General features: G+C 62.6%; 19 protein-coding genes and 1 pseudogene. 5 read left to right on the top strand and 15 right to left on the bottom strand.

All coding sequences use genetic code 11. The features are described from left to right. Positions 1–5: 5 nt before the first annotated feature. Positions 6–1,421 (top strand): FAD-dependent oxidoreductase, encoded by a 1,416-nt coding sequence (locus C2U30_RS00645; protein ID WP_103242941.1) that lies wholly within the window; start codon positions 6–8, stop codon positions 1,419–1,421. 86 nt (positions 1,422–1,507) lie between these two features. On the opposite strand, the gene C2U30_RS00640 is transcribed toward C2U30_RS00645, so the two are convergent. The 9 genes and pseudogenes from C2U30_RS00640 to C2U30_RS00600 form a co-directional block, all read right to left on the bottom strand. After that, positions 1,508–2,269, bottom strand: a complete 762-nt coding sequence (locus C2U30_RS00640; RefSeq protein WP_103242940.1) for an amino acid ABC transporter ATP-binding protein — start codon at positions 2,267–2,269, stop codon at positions 1,508–1,510. After that, the gene (locus tag C2U30_RS00635; RefSeq protein ID WP_199767318.1) at positions 2,266–2,922 is read right to left on the bottom strand and encodes an amino acid ABC transporter permease; all 657 of its coding nucleotides are present in this window, start codon (positions 2,920–2,922) and stop codon (positions 2,266–2,268) included. The genes C2U30_RS00640 and C2U30_RS00635 overlap by 4 nt, the downstream gene beginning before the upstream one ends. A 58-nt stretch (positions 2,923–2,980) precedes the next feature. Beyond that, on the bottom strand, positions 2,981–3,754 hold the full coding sequence (locus C2U30_RS00630) for an amino acid ABC transporter substrate-binding protein (RefSeq protein ID WP_042078577.1): 774 nt from the start codon (positions 3,752–3,754) through the stop codon (positions 2,981–2,983). A gap of 415 nt (positions 3,755–4,169) precedes the next feature. Then, entirely contained in the window at positions 4,170–4,748 is a 579-nt protein-coding gene (locus C2U30_RS00625) for an O-methyltransferase (protein WP_042078579.1), read from the bottom strand. Between the two features lie 181 nt (positions 4,749–4,929). Continuing rightward, complete coding sequence (locus tag C2U30_RS00620; RefSeq protein WP_199767317.1) at positions 4,930–5,364, bottom strand: protease; 435 nt, start codon at positions 5,362–5,364, stop codon at positions 4,930–4,932. Between the two features lie 47 nt (positions 5,365–5,411). Then, positions 5,412–6,449, bottom strand: a complete 1,038-nt coding sequence (locus C2U30_RS00615) for a M35 family metallo-endopeptidase (protein ID WP_103242938.1) — start codon at positions 6,447–6,449, stop codon at positions 5,412–5,414. A gap of 285 nt (positions 6,450–6,734) precedes the next feature. After that, positions 6,735–7,373 (bottom strand): DUF2913 family protein, encoded by a 639-nt coding sequence (locus tag C2U30_RS00610; RefSeq protein WP_103242937.1) that lies wholly within the window; start codon positions 7,371–7,373, stop codon positions 6,735–6,737. Between the two features lie 115 nt (positions 7,374–7,488). After that, positions 7,489–8,784 (bottom strand): annotated as a pseudogene (locus tag C2U30_RS00605) (DEAD/DEAH box helicase). Between the two features lie 245 nt (positions 8,785–9,029). Further along, positions 9,030–9,680 carry a DedA family protein gene (locus C2U30_RS00600; protein ID WP_103242936.1) on the bottom strand — a complete coding sequence of 217 codons (651 nt, stop codon included), beginning with the start codon at positions 9,678–9,680 and terminating at the stop codon, positions 9,030–9,032. 332 nt (positions 9,681–10,012) lie between these two features. On the opposite strand from C2U30_RS00600, the gene C2U30_RS00595 reads away from it, so the two are divergent. From C2U30_RS00595 to C2U30_RS00585, 3 genes are all read left to right on the top strand, one after another. Next, the gene (locus C2U30_RS00595) at positions 10,013–10,981 is read left to right on the top strand and encodes an autotransporter domain-containing protein (protein ID WP_103242935.1); all 969 of its coding nucleotides are present in this window, start codon (positions 10,013–10,015) and stop codon (positions 10,979–10,981) included. 216 nt (positions 10,982–11,197) lie between these two features. Then, positions 11,198–11,737: a topoisomerase DNA-binding C4 zinc finger domain-containing protein gene (locus C2U30_RS00590; protein ID WP_103242934.1), complete on the top strand. Its 540-nt coding sequence runs from the start codon at positions 11,198–11,200 to the stop codon at positions 11,735–11,737. Between the two features lie 25 nt (positions 11,738–11,762). Continuing rightward, positions 11,763–12,614 carry a nuclease-related domain-containing protein gene (locus tag C2U30_RS00585; protein ID WP_103242933.1) on the top strand — a complete coding sequence of 284 codons (852 nt, stop codon included), beginning with the start codon at positions 11,763–11,765 and terminating at the stop codon, positions 12,612–12,614. Positions 12,615–12,683: 69 nt separating this feature from the next. Here C2U30_RS00585 and C2U30_RS00580 read toward each other — a convergent pair whose 3' ends face one another. The 6 genes from C2U30_RS00580 to dapB all read right to left on the bottom strand — a co-directional run bounded on the left by C2U30_RS00580 (position 12,684) and on the right by dapB (position 23,155). Next, positions 12,684–13,847: a DUF1615 domain-containing protein gene (locus C2U30_RS00580; protein WP_199767316.1), complete on the bottom strand. Its 1,164-nt coding sequence runs from the start codon at positions 13,845–13,847 to the stop codon at positions 12,684–12,686. 145 nt (positions 13,848–13,992) lie between these two features. Next, positions 13,993–14,898, bottom strand: a complete 906-nt coding sequence (locus C2U30_RS00575; RefSeq protein WP_103242932.1) for a GGDEF domain-containing protein — start codon at positions 14,896–14,898, stop codon at positions 13,993–13,995. Positions 14,899–15,142: 244 nt separating this feature from the next. Continuing rightward, positions 15,143–16,801 carry a 2-isopropylmalate synthase gene (gene leuA / locus C2U30_RS00570; RefSeq protein ID WP_103242931.1) on the bottom strand — a complete coding sequence of 553 codons (1,659 nt, stop codon included), beginning with the start codon at positions 16,799–16,801 and terminating at the stop codon, positions 15,143–15,145. A gap of 504 nt (positions 16,802–17,305) precedes the next feature. Further along, a complete protein-coding gene (carB, locus tag C2U30_RS00565) occupies positions 17,306–20,530 on the bottom strand; it encodes a carbamoyl-phosphate synthase large subunit (protein WP_103242930.1) in 3,225 nt (1,074 codons plus the stop codon). A 16-nt stretch (positions 20,531–20,546) separates the two neighbouring features. After that, positions 20,547–21,683: a glutamine-hydrolyzing carbamoyl-phosphate synthase small subunit gene (gene carA / locus C2U30_RS00560; protein ID WP_010675189.1), complete on the bottom strand. Its 1,137-nt coding sequence runs from the start codon at positions 21,681–21,683 to the stop codon at positions 20,547–20,549. Between the two features lie 659 nt (positions 21,684–22,342). Further along, positions 22,343–23,155: a 4-hydroxy-tetrahydrodipicolinate reductase gene (dapB, locus tag C2U30_RS00555; RefSeq protein WP_052816492.1), complete on the bottom strand. Its 813-nt coding sequence runs from the start codon at positions 23,153–23,155 to the stop codon at positions 22,343–22,345. A gap of 316 nt (positions 23,156–23,471) precedes the next feature. On the opposite strand from dapB, the gene C2U30_RS00550 reads away from it, so the two are divergent. Further along, positions 23,472–24,818, top strand: a complete 1,347-nt coding sequence (locus tag C2U30_RS00550) for a Na+/H+ antiporter NhaC family protein (RefSeq protein ID WP_103242929.1) — start codon at positions 23,472–23,474, stop codon at positions 24,816–24,818. Positions 24,819–24,846 lie beyond the last annotated feature (28 nt).

The raw sequence follows: 24,846 nt of genomic DNA, 5'->3' as shown, positions 1-24,846 counted from the left end.
ACCCTATGAGCCAGAACGTATTCCAGTTTATCGATGTCCAGCGGGTCGACCCGCCCAAGAAGCCGCTCAAGATCCGCAAGATCCAGTTCGTGGAGATCTACGAGCCCTTCAACCAGGCCCAGGTTGGCATGCAGGCAGATCGCTGCCTCGACTGCGGCAACCCCTATTGCGAGTGGAAGTGCCCGGTACACAACTACATCCCCAACTGGCTGAAGCTGGCCAACGAGGGACGCATTCTGGAGGCGGTGGAGCTCTCCCACCAGACCAACAGCCTGCCGGAGGTATGTGGCCGCGTTTGCCCGCAAGACAGACTGTGTGAGGGTGCCTGCACCCTCAACGACAGATTCGGCGCCGTGACCATCGGCAACATCGAAAAGTACATCACCGACAAGGCCTTCGAGATGGGCTGGCGCCCGGATCTCTCCAAGGTGGTCAAGACCGACAAGCGGGTCGCCGTCATTGGCGCGGGCCCAGCGGGCCTTGCCTGTGCCGACGTGCTGGCACGCAATGGCGTCACCCCTGTGGTGTTCGACAAGTACCCGGAGATAGGTGGTCTGCTCACCTTCGGTATCCCCTCCTTCAAGCTGGAGAAAGAGGTGATGCAGCGCCGCCGCGAGATCTTCGAGGGGATGGGAGTGGAGTTTCGTCTCGAGACCGAAGTGGGCCGCGATGTCACCTTCGCCGATCTGCTCGGCGAGTTCGATGCGGTCTTCCTCGGGGTCGGCACCTACAAGTACATGAAGGGCGGCTTTGCCAACGAAGAGGCGCCGGGGGTCTACGACGCCCTGCCCTACCTCATCTCCAACGCCAACCGGCTGCTGGGCTTTGAGAAGGCGCAAGCCGATTACATCGACTTCGCCGGCAAGCAGGTAGTGGTGCTGGGGGGCGGCGACACCGCCATGGACTGCGTGCGCACCGCCATCCGCCAGGGGGCCGATCGGGTGATCTGCGCCTACCGCCGGGATGCCGAGAACATGCCGGGCTCCAAGCGGGAGGTGAAAAACGCCCAGGAGGAAGGGGTGGAATTCATGTTCAACCTCCAGCCCATCGGCGTGGAGCTGGACGCCCACGGCCGCACCTGCGGCATCAAGGTGGTGAGCACAGAGCTCGGCGCCCCCGATGCCAATGGCCGCCGCAATCCGGTAGTCATTGAAGGCTCCGAGCAGGTGCTGGCTGCCGATGCGGTGGTGATGGCGTTCGGCTTCCAGCCCAACCCCCAGCCCTGGATGGCAGAGCACGGCGTCGAGCTCGACGGCCGGGATCGCATCAAGGCGCCCGAGAAGGCCGAGTACGCCTTCCAGACCAGCAACCCCAAGGTGTTCGCCGGTGGTGACGCGGTGCGCGGTTCGGATCTGGTGGTGACCGCCATCTATGAGGGTCGCAAGGCGGCCGAAGGGATCATGGACTACCTGGCCGTGTGATCTGCCGTCGCAACCACGCTGTCATGCAAACAGCCCCGCTCGTGCGGGGCTGTTTTTTTATCTCGCTCTCAATCCGCCAGAACCGGCTAGATACTCCAGCTCTCCGGCAGCCGTTCGGTGAGGGTGGAGATGTATTCGAAGGTACGCGCCCGCTTGGGGGTGGTGAACATCTGGCGCGCACTGCCCGCCTCCACCACCTCCCCGGCCTCCAGGAAGATCACCTGCTGCGCAATCTGGGCTGCAAGGCGCAAGTCATGGGTGGCGATCAGCATGGTGGTCCCCTCACTGGCCAGTTGGCGCAGCACGGCCACCACCTCCTGGGCAAGCTCGGGATCCAGCGCCGAGGTGGGCTCGTCACAGAGCAACACCTTGGGGGATGGCGCCAGCGCCCGGGCAATGGCGACCCGCTGCTGCTGACCGCCGGAGAGGGTGGCAGGCACCGCCTCGGCCTTGTGCCTGAGCCCCACCTTGTCGAGCAGTTGCAGGGCGCGCGCCACTGCCCTCTCCCTGGGCCACTTCAACACGGTCACCAACCCTTCCATCACGTTCTCCAGCACCGTCATGTGCGGGAACAGCTGGAAATTCTGGAACACCATGCCGGTCTGCTGGCGCAGGGCCAGCACGCTTTGCCGTGACAGATGCCGGGTAAAGTCGAGCTCGCAGCCCCCCAGCACCAACTGGCCTGCATCGGGTCGCTCCAGCAGGTTCACACAGCGCAGCAAGGTACTCTTGCCGCTGCCGGAGGGACCGATCAGGGCAGTGACGCTGCCCGCGGCCATCGCCAGCCCCACCCCTTTCAACACGCGCTGCCCCGCAAACTGTTTCTCGATGCCACTCAAGCGGATCATAGGGCGACCTCCCGGGTCTCTTTGTGAGCCAGTCGCTGCTCCAGCCTGTCTTGCAGGGTGGAGAGCACCGAGCTGAACATCAGGTAGATGAGGGCCGTCTCGATATAGAGGATGAGCGGCTCATAGGTGACGGAGGCGAGGCGCTGGGCCGCCTGGAACAGCTCGGGCACAGTCACCGCCGCCGCCAGCGAGGTGTCTTTGACCAGGGAGATGAAGGTGTTGGAGAGGGGCGGTACAGCGATGCGCGCCGCCTGCGGCAGGATCACCCGTCCCATGGCCTGGGGCCAGTTCATGCCGATGGCGTGGGCCGCCTCCCACTGCCCTTTCGGGATCGCCGCCAGGGTGGCGCGGATGGTCTCCGAGCTGTAGGCGCCGATGTTGAGGGTGAAGCCGATGACGGCGGCGGTGAAGGCATCCAGCACTATGCCGGCGCTCGGCAAGCCGTAGAAGATGAGAAAGAGCTGCACCAGCAGCGGCGTGCCCCGAACAAGCCACACATAGAAGCGAGCCAGGGCCACCAGGGGAGACGGGCCATAGAGCCTGGCCAGGGCCACCAGCAAGCCGAGCAATATTCCCAGCACGAAGGTGATAAGGGTGAGTGGCACGGTAAAAATAAGCCCCGCACTGAGCAGGGGCCAAAAAGAGTCGATCATTAACTGCAACCAGGGAGGCACGTTAATTCTCCTTTATTGTTATTATTCGGCCTGAATATTAATTCGAGACGTCGGTGCCGAAATACTTGACCGATATTTTCTGGTAACTGCCGTCTTGCTTGGCCGTGCGCAGCGCCTGATTGATGGCGGCCAGCAATTCCGGTTGCCCCTTGGCCAGCAGCACGGCGGATTGATCCCCCTTGGCCTCGGTGGCTGCCACCTTCAACTTGGCGTCCGGCTTCTGCTTCTTGAAATCCAGGAAGGAGAGGCTGTCGTTGATGGTGGCATCCACCCGTCCGGTCAGCACCAGCTCCAGGGACTGGTTGAAGCCCTCGGTGGCCACCACCTCGGCCCCCGACGCCTTCGCCAGCTGGGCGAAGTTGCTGGTCAGGGACTGGGAGGATTTCTTGCCCTTCAGATCCGCAAAGCTCTTGATGCTGTCATTGTCGCTGTGCACCACGACCACCGCCTTGGAGGTGATGTAGGGATCTGAAAAATCATACTTTTTCAGCCGTTCAGGGGTGATGGCCACCTCGTTGAGCACCAGATCGTAGCGTTTGGCGTCCACCCCGGCGATGAGGCCGTCCCACTTGCCCTCGACGAACTCGGGCTTCACCCCGAGGCCGCTTGCGATAAGTTCACCAATCTCCACGTCAAAGCCCACCAGCTTGCCGCTCTTGTCGTGGTAGGTAAAAGGGGGGTAGGCCCCTTCGGTGCCAATCTTGATCACCCCGGCGCTCTGGATGGCGGCGAGGCTGGATTGGGCCTGGGCCGAGTTCATCAGGGCCAGCGGCAATGCCGCCAGCAACAACAGCGAACGTACTTTCTTCATGAACCACCTCGTTATATTTATAAATACCCGGAACGCTTGCCAACCAGAATAGGTTGGCGCCATGCAATGGTTATTTTCCAATCCTGCTGCCGCAGCACAGCGATTAATATTTCCACGTCAGTGCCACACATTAATTCGGCTGGCTATCGGCATGGACAAAACATATCGCGAGACGTTTCCTCTCCCAACCATGAAATACGGGGATATTTAGCGAAATAGTGGATAACGCCAAGAAGAGGGCGACACTGCCAGCGCTGCCGATATGGCAGCAAGCCGACCGCGGGAGCAGAACGAGGGGGCGGAAGATGAGGAAAGAGAGCACGGCGGCTCCGGGAAAGCTAGTGGCTCTGGGGCTCCCATGAGGTGAGCGAGCACCACGGGATGGTGCTCGTCCCATGCGGCAAGAGCCATGGGCTCACAGGCGCGCCACCAGCCACTCCCCCTTGCCCACCGGCACCAGGGCGGTCATGAAGGCCGGATCCTGCACCACCTCCGCCATCCAGTCGCTCATCTCCTCCCGGTGAGAGATGGCGTTGTCCACCACCAGCAGGCCGCGAGGGGCGAGCAGGCGCCGGATCTCGGGCCACCAGCGCTGATATTGCTGGCGATCGGAGTCCAGGAAGACCAGCTGATAACCCGCCGTCGGCAGGGTAGGCAGCAAGCTGCCAGCCTCCCCCGCCAGCTGTTCAATCCAGGGGCCGAGCCCGGCACGCTGGAAGTTGGCGGCGGCCATGGCCAGCTTGCCCGCATCCCGCTCTATGGTGGTGACCCGGCCCCCCAGCCGTTTCACCGCCTCCGCCAGCCAGAGGGTGGAATAGCCGTTGGAGGTACCAATCTCCAGCACATCCGCCGCCCCTCGCGTCTGTACCAGCAGCGCCAGCAGTTCACCTGTGTCCCGGGTGATATTGAGCATCTTGCCGTCACGGGACGGCTGGGCCTCGTCGTGCTGCTCGCCAAAGCGCTCCAGCTCCCGTTTCAATGATTCCAGTACCATCTTGCCTCCTTGGCGGTATCAAGGGGCGGCCTGGCGCACGGCGTGGCCCGTCCCCATCTCTTCATCATGTCTTCACCCTGTCATCCTGCGGCGGCTCGTCCCCCCGCCTGGCGAAGCGCTATCTGGTGGTGGCCGCCCGCGCCGTCGGGCTGCTGGATGCGAAGAGCAAGCCACCGACCTCCTAGGGCGCCGCCACCCGGGTAAAGTCGATGGCGGGGCAGCTTGGCACCACGCCCCGGGTCAGCGCCAGGGGCTGGGCACGATAGCTGAGCCGGTAGCTGCCCGGCTGCGACAGATCGTAGGCCTGCGCCAGATCCGCATCGGCCTGGCTATGTTCCCCCGGTGCCAGCAGGAGGAAGTCGCCATCTCCGGGTTCACCACGCTTGGCCAGCGGTCCCCGGTAGGCCAGCGGCCGGCCATCGCGGGTGAGGTCGATGGCATCGGCAAACCACCCCTCGAAGGGGGTGAACCAGGTCAATACCTCAAGGGGGGTCTCCCCCCGGTTGGTCAGGGTAATCACCAGGGGCAGGGGCTCGTTCACCCCGCTCTCGGCGTTGACCGACAGTTCGCACTGCAGGGGGGCCAGCGCCAGGGTGGTGAGCAAGAGAGTCATCATGGGTGCTCCTTCAACAACGGGAAGGGGCCTCGCGGCCCCTTCACGGATTAATTTTCGCTCGGGGTATTCTCGGCAAAGTACTCGTGGTTGTCGGCGTTGTTCAGCGCCTTCTGGGGATCCGTGCTCGCCAGATTGCGGGCATTGGCCTGACCGTATCCCAGATCGTCGGTGCCCGCCACCACGTTGAAGTGGCTCAGCTCGTGGACTATGGTGCCGGCGCGGGAATCGGTCCCGGTGACGGGTGCCGTCCAGAAGCTCTTGCACAGATAGACCTTGTAGGGCTGGTCCGGATAGACGTAGGCGAAGTAGCTCTGCTTGCAACCACAGTCGAAGGTGAGCGGCTTGTTGTCGATGGCATCCTTGATCTTGCTGAAGTTCGTCTCGGCCTGGTTCCAGCGGGCGGCGTCATAGGCGCCGAACCAGCTGCGATAGCGCTGGCCATCGGGCTTGTCCACCGCCAGATAGCTGCTGGAGTTGTTGGTGATGCCGCTGGCGGCATCGAGCGCGGCCAGGATGTCGCTCTTCTGGGTGTTGGTGCAGCGGCCGCTGAAGCTGACCGAGGCGGTCACCGCCTGGGGCTCGGTCAGGGCCGCCTTGGCCAGCACCCTATCGTCGGCTACCCCTTCCACCCACAGGGTCACGGCATTGGATTCGCTCCCCCGGGCCTGCCTGGCCTTGGCGGTTTTCCCCTCCTGCGCCACGGTCGGCAGCAGGTAGCGGATGCTGTACTGCCCCTGGACGCTCATGTCGTAGAGACCGGAGACCTCCGCCTGCACCGTCAGGCTCTGGCCGGCCTTGAGCAACTGGAAGTCCTTGTCGGTCGGGGCCGCCCGCTTGATCAGGGCCCCCTCGTAGCCAACCGGCTGACCGTCACGCTCCACCTGGAACAGGGGGGCATCCTCGCTGCCAGGCAGCTGCCACTTGAGCAGACGCACCGGCTTGTCCCCCGTGTTGGTCAGGGTCAGGTTGACCCGCACGTCGTCGGTGCCGCCCTCCACCAGGGTGAGCCTGGCATCGAGCCCGGCGGCGCAGAGCGGAGAGATCAGGGAGCCTGCCAGCAGCAGGGCGATGGGAGTCGCTTTCATCGTGTTTCCTCATTCATTGAGTGGCGCCATCAGGCGGTTTGCTTCCATGTGGCCCTCTTTGGGGCTCACCCACCCTAGAGCAGAAGCTCGGCGCCCCCATCCCTCCATATGGGGGACGCCCCCCATCGGAGGGGGCCCTCGCCGGCTGCGACAAAGGCTGCCCCCTTGGCGCCGCATCAAGGCCCCCTCCCCTCCCCTCCCCTCCCCTCCCCTCCCGCCACCGGCAAGCATCCACAAAAAACCCGGCACGGGGCCGGGTGGGGGGATGAGCAGCTTGCGCCCGGATCAGGAGCCGATCAGCAGCGCCAGGGCCGGCTGTGCGTTGCCGGGCACCAGCCGGTAGGCCTTGTGGTGCTTGACCAGGGTCGTTTTCTTGTTGCCCTGGCTCAGCAGCAGGCCGTGGGAAAAAGCCGCCTGTGCCAATCTGGCCTCGTCCCCGCGCACATAGAGGGTAAGGGACCTGGTCAGCTCACCCGCCTCGATATGGCCCTGATATTCGCTGGCGCTGATGATGAGGCTCGGCTGGCCGCCCGATTGCAGGCGCAGCTTGGCGTTCACTTCGCTACTCGTCAGCACCAGCCAGCCCGCCGCCTCCAGCTCGGCCAACAGGGCGGCAAGCCGGCCGCCCAGCCCGGTCGGCTCTGCCATGGCGCGCTCGTACTGGCGGATGATCCGCTCAAGCAAGCCCTTGAGATCGGCGCCGGCCCCCAGGGTGCGGCCCAGTTGTACCCAGGCCTTGAGATCCTCCATCACTAGGCGGGAGAAGCGCTTCTCCTTGAGGGAGTCCGCCATCCAGGTGCAGAGGAAGTGGCTCTCCTGGGCCGGGGTGCGCTTGCCCGCCTTCTGCGCACCGGTGCGGGCCAGTTCGGCCAGGCTCTGGCTGGCCATCTCAAGGAGGGCCTGGTTGTAGGTGGGAGGGGTCATCGTGGATCCTCTGAAACGGGGCGGCCAAGGGGCCGCGTCATCGACAGCACAAAGGCGCCAGTGGCGCCTTTGGAGAGTAAACGCCCCTCCCCGACCGGGAGGGTGCGACGTAGCCTTATTTCGGCTGACGGGGCTTCTTGGCCGCCGCCAGGCGCTTGAGGCGCTGGCCCTGCAGCTTCGCCTCGGCCATGGCCTGGGCGGCGGCGTTGTCTTCCCGCTGCGGGCGCTTGCCGAAGCGGCGGCGCTCCTGCAACTGCTTGATGAGGTCGTCGCGACTGCTCACCTCGTAACCCGGCACCATGATGCGGCGGATCTTCTGGCCGATGAGCGCCTCGATCTCCAGCAGGGTGCGCTCCTCCTCGCGGCTGACGAAGGAGATGGCCATGCCGCTCTTGCCGGCGCGGCCGGTACGGCCGATGCGGTGCACATAGTCTTCCGCCAGGAACGGCAGATCGTAGTTGACCACGTATTCCAGGCTCGGGATGTCCAGGCCCCGGGCGGCTACCTCGGTGGCCACCAGCACCCGCAGCTTGCCTTCGGTGAATTCGCGCAGGGCACGGCGACGGCTGCCCTGTGCCTTGTCACCGTGCACCACGGCGGACTTGATGCCGTCGAGGTTCAGCTCCTCCACCAGCTCGTCGCAGCTCTCGCGGGTGCTGGCAAACACCAGCACCTGCTGCCAGTTCTACTTGCCGATGAGCTCGGAGAGCAGCTCGTGCTTGCGCTTCTGCTCCACCGGATAGACGGTGTGGCTGACGGTGTCGGCGGTGGAGTTCTGCTTGTTGACGCTCACCACCTGGGGCTTGTCCAGCATCAGGTTCGCGAGCTTTTTCACCGACTCGGAGAAGGTGGCGGAGAAGAGCAGGTTCTGGCGGGCCTTGTTGACCGCCTGCAGGATCTGCTGCACGTCGGCGCTGAAGCCCATGTCGAGGATGCGATCCGCTTCGTCCAGCACCAGGGTCTCGACCCCGGAGAGGCTGAGGTTGCAGGCGGTGAGGTGCTCCAGCAGCCGGCCCGGAGTCGCCACTATGATGTGAGCCCCCGCTTTCAGCTTCTTGGCCTGCACGTCCTGCTTGCCACCGCCATAGATGGTCAGGGTGGTGATGTCGAGATACCTGGCGAAGTCGTTGATGTTGCTCGCCACCTGGGCCGCCAGCTCGCGGGTCGGGGTCAGGATCAGCACCCGGGCGTTGGAAGGCTGCACCGGCGCCGGATTGTCCACCAGTCGCTGCAGGATCGGCAGGGCGAAGGCGGCGGTCTTGCCGGTACCGGTCTGGGCGCTGGCCAGCAGGTCGCGGCCACGGCGCACGGCCGGGATGGCCTGGCTCTGCACAGGGGTCATCTCCTGATAACCGCAATCTGAGATGGCGCGCAAAATCTCGGGGGCAAAATCGAACGATTCAAATCTCATGTTGGGTTCCTGTGTTCCAGCGGAGCTGTAGTTGGCGTGGGTGGCCTGGGCCGGCGTGTGGCCTGGCATCGGCGAGGCGTGGAGCCAAGGACGGCTGGGTCTGACATCAGATCAGAAGATGAGCCGGAAAATGGCGGGCGCGAAGTGTAACAGATAGGCGACCGGAATGCCGCCTCAAATGGCCTGTATTTTTCCGGGGGCTGCGCTCTCCAGACGCGGCAGCAGGCGCAGCCCGGGCAGTGAGATCAGCGCACCCGCTTGCTCGGACGCTTGAGCAGCCGCATGCCGATGGCCGCCACCGCGATGACGAACAGCCCGAAAGAGGTGACGAGCAGGCACTTGGTCAGCAGCTCCTGATGATGGGCAAAGACCGGGGTCGCCATCACCATCTTGCCCACCATGCTCAGTACCAGGGACCAGAGGAAGGCGCTGGCAAAACTCGCCACGGCCACCCGCAGCAGGTGCAGGCGGGAGACTCCCATCAACATGGGGGTCAACACTCTCACAAAGGGGATGAAACGGGACACGAACATGGCCCAGAAGCCGTAACGATCCAGCAGTCGGGAGGCCCTGGGCAGGCTCCCTTCCGGGATCATTCGCTCCACATGGCCCATGAAACGGGTGCCATGCAGTGCCTGCCCCTGCCAGTAGGCGAGCACGCTCCCTATCCCGGCCGCGAGCGGCAGATAGAGCAAGGTCACCTCGGGCCCCAGCACCCCCATGCCCACCAGACCGCCCGCCAGCAGCACCAGGCTGTCACCGGGCAGGGGCAGAAAGACGAAGCTCGATTCAAGGAAGAGGATCACCACCAGACAGGTGACGAGCAGACCGATTGCCTGCATGTGTATAAGCTGATCAAAATCCTGATGCCATATGGCAAGCAGCATGTCCTGCATCTGGTGTGACTCCCATCAACGTAATGCGCATTCGTCATGATGACCCGAAGGCCCCGTCTGGTAATCCATCCCTGCTACCACCCCAATGTTCGTATGGGAGGCCTCTTATACACCCGGGGAACTGAACAATAAATTAATGTCTGTGATTTCTGCCCAGCGGCTCACCCTTCTCGCGGCCCCCTGCCCCCGCCAAAGCAAGGGCAGCTTGGCCCATCAGGCCAATGCGCACGCCCCAAAACAGGACGGGTCGGCCCTTGCCAGGCTGCCAAGCCAGATGAAACCCGTTACAGTGTGAACATGCCCCGATGGACGGGGTACTCATGGAGCCAGGTATGGCAAGACAGCTCTCTTCTCACACACTTTCCTTGCTGGCGGTTATTGCCGGCGTCTCTGCCGGTCTTGTGACAAAGGCCCGTGCCAGCGACGAGAGCCTGGTTCAACAGCGCGCCAACGCCGTCGTCTCCCTGATGAGCTACGCCGTGGTGCCGGATATCACCGCCAGCAACCTGAATATCGGCAGCGGCACCAACGACACCTCTGCCCTCACCATCACCCAGCTCGGGGGTGGCGCCACCCTGAGCGAGGATGTTCCCCTCTATCTGGAGGGCACCCTGGGCTACAGCCGCTACGATCCCCAGTTCGTGTTCACCGATGGCAACGAGACCCGCACCATTCCCACCAAATGGAACAGCCTGAGCGCCACCGGCGGCATCGGCTGGGATGTCGGCGTCCACCGGGATCGCTTTGGTGGCAATCTGGTGCTGCGGCCCATCGCCAATGTCACCCTGGGCACGGTGGCCAGCGATCTTCGCATCGGGGCCGCCCTGCTCGAGCACAGGAGCGACAAGAATCTGGACTTCCTCGACGGCGGCACCCTCAATGTCTATGGCCTCGGCGGCTCATTGATGCTGGACTATGAACTCTTCTCCGCCGCCCAGGACATCGATGCCGAGCTGCGCTACTCCTACCAGCATCTGCAAAGCTTCACCGGCACCGCCGAGAGCGTCAGCGGTCAGGCCGATGCGGAAAACCTCGGGCTTTACCTGCGCCGCCGCGCCCCCCTGTGGCACTGGACCCTGCTGGACAGGCCCCTTCGCTACGTGCTGGAGGGCGCCAGAACCGAGTACCTGGGAGAGCAACGAGGGCTGCTCGGTTTCAACAGCCTCAACTCCCTGGGACTTGGCCTCGAACTCGACAGCAGCAAGTACGACATCTTCATCACCCGCACCCGGTTGGTGGCCCGCTATATGTTCAGCAACAGTACCAGCGGCTACTCCATCGGACTGGCGATGAGTTTCTAGCGCGGCAAGGCGACATGAACCGTCCCCATCACCAAATCTCTGACTGAACGCACATTTGACTCCATTGCCGCTATGAGGTCCCACCTGTATCTCCTAGCATGGGATACGGACGGTGGGTGAAGACGTGAAGCAGAACCACGCCGGGGATTGTGGTCAGGCTGACTGCCTACTGTTGAGCAGAGAACACATGACATTTCCAGGGACAGGGAGCTTGTTATGGCCAAATTTCTGAATACCAGCGCAACCAACTATTTCCTCGAAGAGCTGATAAAGGATGCCAAGGAGCGGTTAATCCTGATCAGCCCCTTTCTCAAACTCAATGACAGGATCAAGGAGCTCACCTATATCCGCACCAGCTTTTGCAAAAATCTCCATGCCAAGTGCTACCTCAATGAGGAGATGTGCATTGTCACCAGCCTGAACCTCTACGAATTCAGCCAGGTGAACAACAACGAGATGGGGGTGTTGATCCGGCGGGCGGATGACAGTGAGCTGTACCGCGATGCCTACGATGAAGCCCAGCGCATTATTCGGGTGAGCGAGGAGGTGCGCATCACGTTGGAGCGCGTCGCAAGCGACAGTGACCCGCAGGACAACGTGGCCACCCATGCAGGTACAGCACCGGTTTGTCCAAAATGCGGCACAACCATGGTACTGAGGACCAGCAAACGGGGAGATACCAAGGGCAACAGCTTCTGGGGCTGCCCCGAATACCCCAAGTGTCGCAGCATCATCCCCATCGAGACCCATCCCTGACCGGGATCTGTGAAGGCTAAATCACATGGATATCACTGCTGCCATAGCGCCGCTGCTGACTCAGCTCTGGTTTCTCCTGCCACTGCTGTTGATTGCCACCCTGCTCAAAACGGCCTGGTTCAAAGGGATGGTCGGGGAGTGGTTTATCAATCTCTGTATTCGGCTCTTTCTCGACAAGCGGGAATATCGCCTGCTCAAGGACGTGACCCTGCCCACCCCCCAGGGCAGCACCCAGATCGATCACGTGATCGTCTCCCGCTTCGGGCTATTCGTGATTGAGACCAAAAATATGAAGGGCTGGATATTCGGCAACCCGACCCATAAAAGCTGGACTCAGCAGATCTATCGCCGCAAGCACAGCTTCCAGAACCCGCTGCATCAGAACCACCTGCATATGAAGACCCTCAAATCCCTGCTGGGGCTCTCAGACAACCAGCTTCACTCCATCATCTTCTTTATCGGCGACTGCACCTTCAAGACCCCTATGCCGCAGAACGTTATGAACCGTGGGCTCATTCGCTACGTCAAGGGTATAACCACGCCGGTATTGGCCGAGAGCGAGGTCGCTCACGTTGTCGACACCATTCAACAAGGGCGACTTGCCGCCAACTGGCAGACTCACAGACAGCATGTGGCACAGCTCAAGGCCCGCCACGGGGAAGCCCCCACCAAGCCTGTGCCAGCCAGCGTGCCGAGCGCTCACCACCCTGCACCGCCAACGGCCATTTATCCGGCGAACCTCCAGAGCCCCATGTGCCCCAGGTGTGGCAACCCCATGGTGCTGCGCACTGCCGGTCGAGGTGACAACAAGGGAAAACCGTTCTGGGGATGCCGTGAATTCCCCACATGCAGGGGGACCAGAGCGCTGATGAAGTAGATGGGAAGGCTGAACGACGGAGGCATAAAACAAAGGCGGCCAATTGGCCGCCTTTGTTACTTCTGCAAATCAGCGGATCGTTGCCATCATCTGCACGCAGCGCTGCTCGCGCTCATCCACCCGCTTGGCAAACCAGGCGGTGGTGAGGTTGCGGGTGATCTTGGGGCTCTTTAGCTGGATACCGGGCAAGATGGCGCGGGGTTGCCGTGTCCCGGCCTGTTTGTCGGCCAGGGCGAAGACCCTGTGGTAGAGATCGCTTTTGGCAAAGTCGTTGCTGTCCCCCAGCTTCAGGCTCTGGTGAATGGCTTGCTTGCTCATGTTGACGCGGCTGGCGATGCTGTGGACCGCGAGTTCGGTCTTGCCGGGCAGATCCGAGTCGTAGCGGATGAGATCCCCGTCCAGGGCCAGGGGCTTGCCACTCACCCGGCTTACCGCCGCCTGGAAGGCCGCATTGCGGCTCGCGTACCAGCCCGCATTGAAGTCGGCGAAGCGATAGAGGGTATCCGGGTAGTCGGCGGGATAGCCGAAGATGTGTTTCGTGCCAAACCAGATGCCGCCCCGACGAGTGAACACCTCGTGGCGAATGGACTCCTTCACGGGATAGGGGTAGCCACGGGCGTTGGCTTCGGCAAAGGCGACGCTCACCTGCATGGGGCCGCCGGTGCGCACCGGGTTGAGGTTGCCAAAGAGCTGCTTGCCCATGGGGACGCTGCCTATCATGTCTTCGAAGATCTCGCTCATCTCCCGCTCGGTGCGAAGTTTGTCGATGCGCTCGGCATAGCTCTTGCCGGTGGGGGATTGGATGGAGAGGGCCGTGCGCACCATGAAGTCGGGGATCAGCAGCTTGCCGGCCCGAGCATTGATCTCCTTCCAGGCAATCTTGTTGAGGTTGGGCACCACGGGGTCCGCCTGATAGGTCGCCTCCTGCTCCGCCACCGCCAGCACGCTGCAGACGTTGTGATCGCTCACCGTCAGTCCCTGGGTGGTGAGCGCCGTCACCACGTCATTGGCCCAGCCTGGCTTGTCCACCACGTTGCGCGGCAGGAAACGCACGATGCGGCTCTTCATGTCGGCCGGTTTTTGCGGCTGCATCGCCTTAGGCGTGGGGCGCCCCGCCGGCGTCGCCGTGCTGGTCGGGGCGGGAGGCTCGCTGGCACAACCTGACAGCAGGGCAAGGGTAAGCAGTGACAGCCAGCGCCAATGGGCATCAAGCAAGGAGTGAGAAGGGATCATGAAGGCTTCCTGAAGAGCGGGACCTGCCCCTCATCGCGAATGAGAGGGCTCGAATGCATGGAGGCGGACATTGTAGGGAACAAGTCTGACAAGATGAAGGCGGATGAACCTGCTGGCCCGCTGGCTGCGGCATCCCCTGGCGTCATCACGCCAGCTCCACCCGGTTGCGTCCCCGATGCTTGGCCTGATAGAGGGCGAGATCGGTGCGCTGGAGCAGGGCATCCACCCCCTCCCCGCTCTGGCTAATGCCCAGGGCAAGGCTCACGGTGAATCTTACCCCGTCACCTGAGACCAGCTCTTCGGTCGCGCACCTTATCTGCTCCGCCAGCGCACGGGCCTTGTCGCCCGTCATGCCGGGCAGCCAGATGGCAAACTCCTCTCCCCCAAGGCGTGCCACCACCCCATCCAATGGGCAGAGCTGGCGCAGCAGGGTGCTAAATTCACGCAGCACATTGTCGCCGATGGCGTGGCCATAGCGATCGTTGATCAGCTTGAAGTGATCGAGATCCAGCAGCAGGAGCGGCGTCCCCTCCTCTCCGTGCGCCTCCAGCACGGCGCGAAACGCCCGGCGATTGGAGAGCCCGGTCAGCTCGTCTGACATGGCAAGGGAGGAGAGCCGCATCTGGGTGCCATACATCTGCTGCACCATCAGCAGCACACCCCAGGCCGAGGCCAGCATGCCGATCGTGCGCAGGCTGTCTTCCACCGTGGAGAGCCACCAGGGCTGGAAATAGGCCTCATCCATCAGATCGATGACGCCGGAGACGAGCCAGAGGGTCAGCCCGCCGGTGAGGGAGAGATAGGTTTTCAAGGTGATCTGGGCACACTGCACCACCCAGAACATGAACAGCAGGGTCAACACGTTGAGCGCTTCGGCCAGAGCCCCGACGGTATAGAGGTTGTGCTCCGCCAGGGGATCAAAACTGGCCCCGGCCAGGATCCCCGTCAGCAGCAACAGACAGGGCAGGCTCACCAGCGCGAGACGACGGCAGGGAGGAAGCGAGAAGAACCGGGCGGGGTGAACGGATAACCTGAGGGGAGTCTTCATCATGTTTTGGGCTCCAAGCGCGCATGTCTTCTATCCCGAATGGCAGCCGTTGGCTGCCATCGCCAGCGAACCCCGACGGCATTCCTGGTGGCAAATCACTGATATTGTGGGCCGATTTTTCCATAAAAAACAATCCCCTCACCATATGGGTCAGGGGATTGTTGCAACGGGGACGGCGCGATCTGCCGTGACATCGGGGCGGGCGGCCCTTCCCTGCTCGTCCTCACGGCAAGCGGGCAGTGCCGCCTCAGGCGCTCTGGCGCAGGGCCTGATGCTGGGCGGCGCCGTTGATCACCGCCTGCAGGGAGGCGTTGACCACGTCGCGACCGACGGCGACGCCACACATCCGGGTGCCCTCGACGCTCAGCAGCACATAGGCGGCGGCGCGGGATTCGGTACCGGCGGTGAGCGCATGCTCGGAGTAATCCAGCACATCGATGTGCATGCCGGTCTGACGCTGCCAGCCGTTGACCAGGGCGGTGATGGCTCCCTCCCCTTCACCGCACAATTGCAGGGTGCCGTGGGGGGTCTGCAACTCCAGGCGCAGGCTCTCCTGACTGTCATGACCGAGCTGGAAGCGCCCGATGCGATAGCCGTGAGCCGGCTCAAGATAATGCTGCTCGAACAGGGTGCGGATCTGCTCCGGGCTGATTTCGCTGCTGCTCGCCTCAGCCTCGGCCTGAACCCGGCGGCTGAAGTCGATTTGCAGCCAGCGCGGCAGTTGCAGACCGAGGTCACGCTCCAGCAGATAGGTCACCCCTCCCTTGCCGGACTGGCTGTTGATGCGGATCACCGCCTCGTAGCTGCGACCGAGATCGGTAGGATCGATGGGCAGGTAAGCCACGTCCCAGTAGTGATCCGGTTTTTCTGCCGCGAGAGACTTGCGGATGGCGTCCTGGTGGCTGCCGGAAAACGCCGTGTAGACCAGCTCGCCGGCATAGGGGTGGCGCGGGTGCAGGGCAATCTGGGTGCAGGCCCCCACGGTGGCGACGATGGCATCCATGTCGGACAGGTCCAGCTCGGGGTCAATCCCCTGGCTGTAGAGGTTCATGGCCATGGTGACGATGTCCATGTTGCCGGTACGCTCCCCGTTGCCAAGCAGGGTGCCCTCGATGCGATCCGCCCCCGCTAGCACCGCCAGCTCGGCGGCGGCCACCCCGCAGCCTCTGTCGTTGTGGGTGTGGATGGAGATGCTCACCTCGGGTCGCGCCTTGAGGTTTCGGCAGAACCACTCCACCTGATCGGCAAACACGTTGGGGGTGCTCACCTCCACCGTGGCGGGGAGGTTCAGGATCATGGGACGGGCAGCGGCACGCCACTCGTCGATGACGGCGTCACACACCTCGACGGCGAACTCCACCTCGGTGCTGCTGAAGCTCTCCGGAGAATACTGGAAACTCCACTCGGTGCCCGGATTGCGGGCCGCATACTCCCGCACCCAGCGCGCCCCCTGCACGGCGATGGCCTTGACACCGTCCTTGCCTGAGTTGAACACATAGTTGCGCTGGGTCGGGTTGACCGAGTTGTAGACGTGAACGATGGCCCGCTTCGCCCCCTTGAGGGCCTCGAAGGTGCGGGCGATCAGATCTTCGCGCGCCTGCACCAGCACCTGGATGGTGACGTCATCGGGGATGAGGTTGCGCTCGATGAGTTCGCGCACAAAATCGAAGTCTGGCTGGGAGGCCGCCGGGAAGCCCACCTCGATGTGCTTGAAACCGATGTGGGTCATCAGCGCCCACATTTGCAGCTTCTGGGCCACCGTCATGGGCTCGACCAGCGCCTGGTTGCCGTCGCGCAGGTCCACGGCGCACCAGAGCGGTGCCCGCTCCAGTACCCGGTTGGGCCACTGGCGATCCACCAGGTTGATCACGGGGGCACGGCGGTATTTGCAATGATCGAAGCTCATATTCAGATTCCCTTGACGGATGGGCGAGGCGCCGGACGACCGGGCCGACAGGCGGGTGGGGCAAGGAGGGGAAGCGGGTTGGTGCGGTAACACCGTCCCTGACGAGTCGCACGGCGGTAACCCCGCGACCGGTTTTCCTGCGGCCCCCGTCGGTCACCGGGGCCGGCCACGGCAGCCGGATCGGGCTGCGGGCGCTGATCCTCTCGCACGCCACCTTTCGGTGTGTCGGCGCAGACGACCTTGTTTGTATGAGCACCCAGTATAGGGAGGTCGTGGGGGCGAGAGATTGCGAAGATTGCACCCCACCAGGCCAACTGAGCAATATTGATGCAGTGAATCTCCAATAAAGGGGTGAGTATCACCACCCATGATGCATTATCCGCCATCTCACCCATCTTCCTTGCTGGCGCCCCCACCGGGAGTGGCTGGGCGCAGGCAATAAAAAACCCCGCCATTGCTGGCGGGGTTTGCGTGCATCGAGCGGGCAGCGTGCTGCCGGTGCTCTTAGCGGTTGTTCACCCTCTCGTGCAGCTCCTGCACCGAGTTGACGTTGGCGGTGGCATCCACGCTGATGGCCATGCAGGTGGCGAAGGCCGCGTGCAGCGTGGTGGTGTAGGCCACCTTGTGCTGCAGGGCGCCGCGGCGCAGCTGCTTGGAGTCCTGGATGGCCTGACGACCCTCGGCGGTGTTGACGATGTAGGTGTACTCGCCATTCTTGATGCGATCCAGAATATGCGGACGACCCTCGTGCACCTTGTTGACCAGACGCGGGTTGATGCTCGCCTCGCCCAAGGTCACGGCGGTGCCGTGGGTGGCGTCGAGGTCATAACCCAGCTCCAGCAGCTTGGCGGCCAGGTTCACCACCCGCTCCTTGTCGCCGTGGCGCACGGACAAGAGGGCGCGACCTTCGCTCGGTACCTGGTGACCGGCACCCAGCTGCGCCTTGGCATAGGCCTCGGCGAAGCTGCTGCCCACCCCCATGACTTCACCGGTGGAGCGCATTTCCGGCCCCAGCAGAGGGTCCACACCCGGGAACTTGGCGAACGGCAGTACCACTTCCTTCACCGAGTAGTAGGGCGGGATGATCTCGGTGGTGAAGCCCTGTTCTTTCAGGCTCTGACCGGCCATGACGCGGGCGGCGATCTTCGCCAGCGGTGCGCCGGTGGCCTTGGAGACGAAGGGCACGGTACGGGCGGCACGGGGGTTCACCTCGATGAGGTAGATCTCGTTGTCTTTCACCGCGAACTGCACGTTCATCAGACCGACTACGCCAAGTTCCAGCGCCAGTTTGCGCACCTGCTCGCGCATCTCGTCCTGAATCGCCTTGGACAGGGTGTAGGGCGGCAGGGAGCAGGCGGAGTCACCGGAGTGGATACCGGCCTGCTCGATGTGCTCCATGATGCCGCCGATCACCACGTCAACGCCGTCGCAGATGGCGTCCACGTCCACCTCGGTGGCGTCGTCCAGGAAGCGGTCCAGCAGCACAGGCGACTCGTTGGAGACGCTCACTGCCTCGGCGAAGTAGCGGCGCAGGTCCTGCTCGTCATAGACGATTTCCATGGCGCGGCCACCCAGCACGTAGGAGGGGCGAACCACCAGCGGGTAGGTGATGCGCGTGGCCAGTTGCACGGCCTGCTCCAGGGCGGTGACGGTGCCGTTTTCCGGCTGCTTGAGCCCCAGGCGCTCGACGGCGGACTGGAAGCGCTCGCGATCTTCCGCGCGGTCGATGGCATCCGGGCTGGTCCCGATGACCGGCACGCCGTTGGCTTCCAATGCCCGCGCCAGTTTCAGCGGAGTCTGGCCGCCGTACTGGACGATGACGCCCTTGGGCTGCTCGACCCGCACGATTTCCAGCACGTCTTCCAGGGTCACCGGCTCGAAGTAGAGACGATCCGAGGTGTCGTAGTCGGTGGAGACGGTTTCCGGGTTGCAGTTGACCATGATGGTCTCGTAACCGTCTTCACGCAGGGCCAGGGCCGCATGCACACAGCAGTAGTCGAACTCGATGCCCTGACCGATACGGTTCGGGCCGCCACCGATGACCATGATCTTGTCGCGGTTGGTGGGGTTGGCCTCGCACTCCTCGTCATAGCTGGAGTACATGTAGGCGGTATTGGTGGCAAACTCGGCCGCGCAGGTGTCGACCCGCTTGTAGACCGGGAAGATGTTGTGGCGGGCACGCAATTTACGCACTTCACCTTCGGCCACGCCGAGGATCTTGGCCAGACGCGCGTCGGCAAAGCCTTTGCGCTTGAGGGCACGCAGGAAGTCGGCATCGAGACCGGCCATGCCGCGCTCTTTCACCTGCTCTTCCAGTTTCACCAGCTCTTCAATCTGCACCAGGAACCAGGGGTCAATCTTGGTCAGCTTGAACACGCCGTCCATGGAGAGACCGGCGCGGAAGGCGTCGGCGATGTAGAAGATGCGCTCGGCACCGGCATCCTGCAGCTCGTGACGGATGCGGGTCAGGGAGTCGGGGGCGTTCAGGTCAACCATGGGGTCGAAGCCGGTCTTGCCGGTCTCGAGACCACGCAGGGCCTTGTGCAGGGACTCCTGGAAGTTGCGGCCGATGGCCATCACTTCACCCACGGACTTCATCTGGGTGGTCAGACGGTCGTTGGCACCGGCGAACTTCTCGAAGTTGAAGCGCGGCACCTTGGTCACCACGTAGTCGATGGCCGGCTCGAAGGAGGCCGGGGTACGACCGCCGGTGATGTCGTTCATCAGCTCGTCCAGGGTGTAACCGATGGCGAGCTTGGCGGCGATCTTGGCGATGGGGAAACCGGTCGCCTTGGAGGCCAGCGCAGAGGAGCGCGACACCCGCGGGTTCATCTCGATGATGACCATGCGGCCGTCTTTGGGGTTGATGCCGAACTGGACGTTGGAGCCGCCGGTCTCGACACCGATCTCGCGCAGCACCGCCATGGAGGCGTTGCGCATGATCTGGTACTCCTTGTCGGTCAGCGTCTGGGCTGGCGCGACCGTGATGGAGTCACCGGTGTGGATGCCCATGGGGTCGAAGTTCTCGATGGCGCAGACGATGATGCAGTTGTCGTTGCGATCCCGCACCACTTCCATCTCGTACTCTTTCCAGCCGATGAGCGACTCGTCGATGAGCAGCTCCTTGGTCGGGGAGAGATCCAGACCGCGCTCGCAGATCTCCACGAACTCTTCGGTGTTGTAGGCGATGCCGCCGCCCGAGCCACCCATGGTAAAGGAAGGACGGATGATGCAGGGGAAGCCGACCATCTGCTGCACGCCCCAGGCCTCTTCCATGTTGTGGGCGATGCCGGCGCGCGGGCACTCCAGGCCAATGCTGCGCATGGCCTTGTCAAAGCGGGAGCGATCCTCGGCCTTGTCGATGGCGTCGGCGGTGGCGCCGATCATCTCGACACCGAACTCCTTGAGCACGCCATGCTGCTCCAGCGCCAGGGCGCAGTTCAGCGCAGTCTGACCACCCATGGTGGGCAGGATGGCGTCCGGGCGCTCTTTCTTGATGATCTCGCGCACCACTTCCCAGGTGATGGGCTCGATGTAGGTGGCGTCGGCCATCTCCGGGTCGGTCATGATGGTGGCCGGGTTGGAGTTCACCAGGATGACGCGGTAGCCCTCTTCTTTCAGGGCCTTGCACGCCTGGGCGCCGGAGTAGTCGAATTCGCAGGCCTGACCGATGACGATGGGGCCGGCGCCGAGGATCAGGATGCTCTGTAGGTCGTTACGTTTTGGCATGGCTCTCTTTATCCTCTTAGGCGCGATACTGCTTAATCAATTCAATAAAGTGGTCGAACAGACCGGCACAATCGTGCGGGCCCGGGCTCGCTTCGGGGTGACCCTGGAAGCTGAAGGCCGGACGGTCGGTGCGATGGATGCCCTGGAGCGACCCATCGAACAGGGAGACGTGGGTGGCACGCAGGCACTCGGGCAGGGTCTGCTCGTCCACCGCAAAGCCGTGGTTCTGGGCGGTGATCATCACGGTGTTGTCGTCCAGACTCTTCACCGGGTGGTTGGCACCGTGGTGGCCGAACTTCATCTTGATGGTCTTGGCGCCGGAGGCCAGGCCCAGCAACTGGTGGCCCAGGCAGATACCGAACACCGGGGTGCTGGTATCAAGGAAAGCCTTGATAGCTTCGATGGCGTAGTCGCACGGCTCGGGGTCGCCGGGACCGTTGGAGAGGAAGATGCCATCCGGGTTCATCGCCAGTACCTCGGCGGCCGGGGTCTTGGCCGGCACCACGGTCAGGCGGCAGCCACGGTCCACCAGCATGCGCAGGATGTTGCGCTTCACGCCAAAGTCGTAGGCCACCACATGGTATTTCAGCTCATCGGCCGCCGGGGTGACGTGACCCTTGCCGAGCTGCCAGCTGCCTTCAGTCCAGCTGTAGGATTCGCTCACGGTCACTTCCTTGGCCAGGTCCATCCCCTTCAAACCGGGGAAGGCGCGGGCCTGTTCGAGGGCATGGGCTTCATCGAGCTGCTTGCCGGCCAGGATGCAACCGGCCTGTGCGCCTTTTTCACGCAGGATGCGGGTCAGCTTGCGGGTGTCGATGTCGGCGATGCCAACGATGTTGTGAGACTTGAGGTAATCGGAGAGGGATTGCTGATTGCGGAAGTTGGAGGCCAGTATCGGAAGGTCCCGGATGATGAGGCCCTGAGCATGGACCTGACTGGACTCTTCATCTTCGCTGTTGGTGCCGGTGTTGCCTATATGGGGGTAAGTGAGGGTAACGATCTGACGGGAATAGGAGGGATCTGTGAGGATTTCCTGATAACCCGTCATCGACGTGTTGAAAACCACTTCACCAACGGAACATCCCTCGGCACCTATCGACACGCCTTTGAACACAGTTCCATCTTCCAGCACTAGCAATGCAGTGTGATTCAAGACAACCTCCAGTTATTTAGCTTTAAATTCAGCAATTTACCTGGGTGTTGCGGGCTCGGTTCCGGTCTTTGACAGGACTCGAACCCGGCAGATTTCTGGCAAATTGGGCGCATTCTACTTAAAAACGATTTCATTTCAACGTCTTTTCTCGTTTGAAATGCATCTAAATTCAATAAACAAGCAACATTACCCATTATCTATGCACTCACTCGCTTTGCAACCCCCTCTTCAAAAAGAAAAGCCAAACACAGACCACAAAGCGGCGCCCGATGCCATGCAACGTACAAAAAACCAAATTTACCACTTAATAAACAGCAAGATAGAAAATTAAAAAATAAACAACACAACAGCAAAAACACCATTTGAAGCCAGAAAAGTGAACACCAAGAATAGAAAACGTTTTTCTTGGATTGCATTTTTAGTCTATTTCACATCAAGGCGAAATGCCCCCCGCAGGGGAATATTGAGACCCAAACCCGTTACCCCTTGATGACATTTTTGTCGCAAGAGGGTGGCAGGCTTGTAAGAATGGCAGGATTTAGCGAGGTTCACTCAAAAAGTGATGATTAAGGCTCATTTCTACAAAAAAGTGACAAAAAACCCCGGCGGACCGGGGTTTGGCAACCAGTACGGGAGTCTGCACTCCCCCTGAAGTCGGTTTATTTCAGACCGAGCACATCCTGCATATCATAGAGACCGGCCCCTTGCTGGCCGAGCCACTTGCCCGCCCGCACTGCACCGTTGGCGAAGGTCAGACGGCTGGAAGCCTTGTGGCTGATCTCGACCCGCTCGCCGATGTCGGCGAACATGACGGTGTGCTCCCCCACCAGATCGCCGGCGCGGATGGTGGCAAAGCCGATGGTGTTGCGATCCCGCTCACCGGTGATCCCCTCACGGCCATAGACGGCGCACTCTTTGAGATCCCGGCCCAGGGTTTTCGCCACCACCTCCCCCATGGAGAGCGCAGTGCCGGACGGAGCATCCACCTTGTGTCTGTGGTGCCCCTCGATGATCTCGATGTCGGTGTACTCCCCCATCACCCTGGCCGCCTGCTCCAGCAGCTTGAACACCAGGTTGACCCCGACCGAGTAGTTGGAGGCGAAGACGATGCCGATCTGCTTGCCCGCCTCGTGCAGGGCCGCCTTGCCCGCCTCGTCAAAGCCGGTGGTGCCGATCACCATCTGCTTGCCATGAGCCAGTGCAAAGGCGAGGTTCGCCAGGGTCACCTCGGGGCGGGTGAAGTCGATGATGAGATCGAATTCGTCCTTCACCTTCTCCAGACTGTCGCTGATGATGACGCCAAGGCGCCCCAGGCCGTTGAGTTCACCCGCATCCAGACCCATCACGGCAGAGCCCGGTCGTTCCAGCGCCGCTCCCACCACCACGCCCTCGGCGTTGGCGATAGCCTCCAGCAGCACCTTGCCCATACGACCATTACAGCCCATCACGGCCACACGGATCGGATTGTCCATCTCCACCCTCTCATCTCTTTATTATGGAAAGAGACCGTTTTACCAGCCCGCGTCCCCTTTGAAAAGCCCGATCTGGCCCGCCAAACCACCCCGACATTTAAACGATAAATTCAATAAAAACAGAATAAATAACGGAATAACCAGACAAGTCAGAATCACGAAGCAAAAAGCCCTATCCATCTGGACGGCTATCTTGACCCGGGCGGGCCGACTCACTACTGTTGCCCCCCCATGGTGGCAGGATGCCCGCCCTGTGCCCGCCCCGGAGGCGCCACAGGCAACGACAGGAGGTCATTGTTCAAGTTTCGAGGAACACATGATCCAGACCCAACCCCGTGCCAGAGCCCTGCTGCCCCTTCTGGTCTTTCTTGCCCTCTTCATCGGAACCGGTACCTGGCTGACCCTGCAGGGGGTCGAGTTTGCCTTCTACCAGCTCCCCGCCCCCGTTGCCGCCCTGCCTGCCGTCATGCTGGCCCTGCTGATGGGACGCGAGGGGTTCAACAAGAACCTCGAGACCTTCTTCAAGGGGGTGGGCGAGAGCAACATCATGGCTATGTGCCTCATCTATTTGCTGGCGGGCGCCTTCGCCACCGTGGCCAAGGCCACCGGTGGGGTGGATGCCACGGTCGCCCTCGGCCTCTCCCTCATTCCGGGCTGGTGCCTGCTGCCGGGGCTCTTCCTCATCTCTGCCTTCATTGCCACCGCCATGGGTACCTCCATGGGCACCATCGGCGCCGTGGCACCGGTGGCGCTGGGCGTCGCCCAGGCCGCCGGCATCGATCCGATGCTGATGGCGGGGACCATCCTCTCCGGCGCCATGTTCGGGGACAACCTCTCCATCATCTCAGACACCACCATCGCCGCCACCCGCAGCCAGGGCTGCGAGATGAAGGACAAGTTTCGCGAGAACATCAAGATTGCCGCCCCCGCCGCCGTGCTGGTGATCCTGCTCTATCTGGTGCTGGGCTCCACCGGTGAAGCGCCGGCCCCCACCGCCGAGGCGGACTTGCTCAAGGTCGCCCCCTATCTGCTGATCCTGGTGCTGGCCCTCTCTGGCATGAACGTCTTCATGGTACTGGGGCTCGGCATCCTGGCGGCCGGTGGCGTGGGGCTGCTTGGCAGCTACTCCCTCGGCCAGTTCAGCAAGGACATCTATCAGGGCTTCACCAGCATGCAGGAGATCTTCCTGCTCTCCATGCTCATCGGCGGTCTGGGTGCCCTGATGGAACGCCAGGGGGGGCTAGCCTGGATAAGTGAGCGCATCGCCGCCCTGATTGCCCGCTTCACCCGCCACCACGATGGCGAGCAGAACGAGAAGGCGGCCGAGCTCGGCATCGCCGGCGTGGTGAGCCTCACCAACCTGTGCACCGCCAACAACACTGTCGCCATCATAGTCGCGAGCAAGGTGGCCAGGGATCTGGCGGACCATCACGGGGTCACCCCGCGCCGCGCCGCCTCCATGCTGGACATCTTCTCCTGCGTGGTACAGGGGCTCATCCCCTGGGGCGCCCAGGCGCTGCTGCTGGGTTCCATCTTCGCCCTCTCGCCGATCCTGGTCGTGAGCATGAGCTTCTACCCCATGGCGCTGGCCCTGGCCGCCATCGTGGCCGTTTTCCTCAAGCACCAGATGGGTGCAGTGGCTCCCGCCCCCAACCGTTCCTGACGCCCGACCTCAGGGGCCGCCCGGCTGG

The sequence above is a fragment of the Aeromonas sp. ASNIH5 genome (assembly GCF_002902865.1).
Lineage (GTDB): Bacteria > Pseudomonadota > Gammaproteobacteria > Enterobacterales > Aeromonadaceae > Aeromonas > Aeromonas caviae.
The sequence above is the reverse complement of the archived record's forward strand: the minus strand, read 5'-3'. Positions and strand labels throughout refer to the sequence as shown.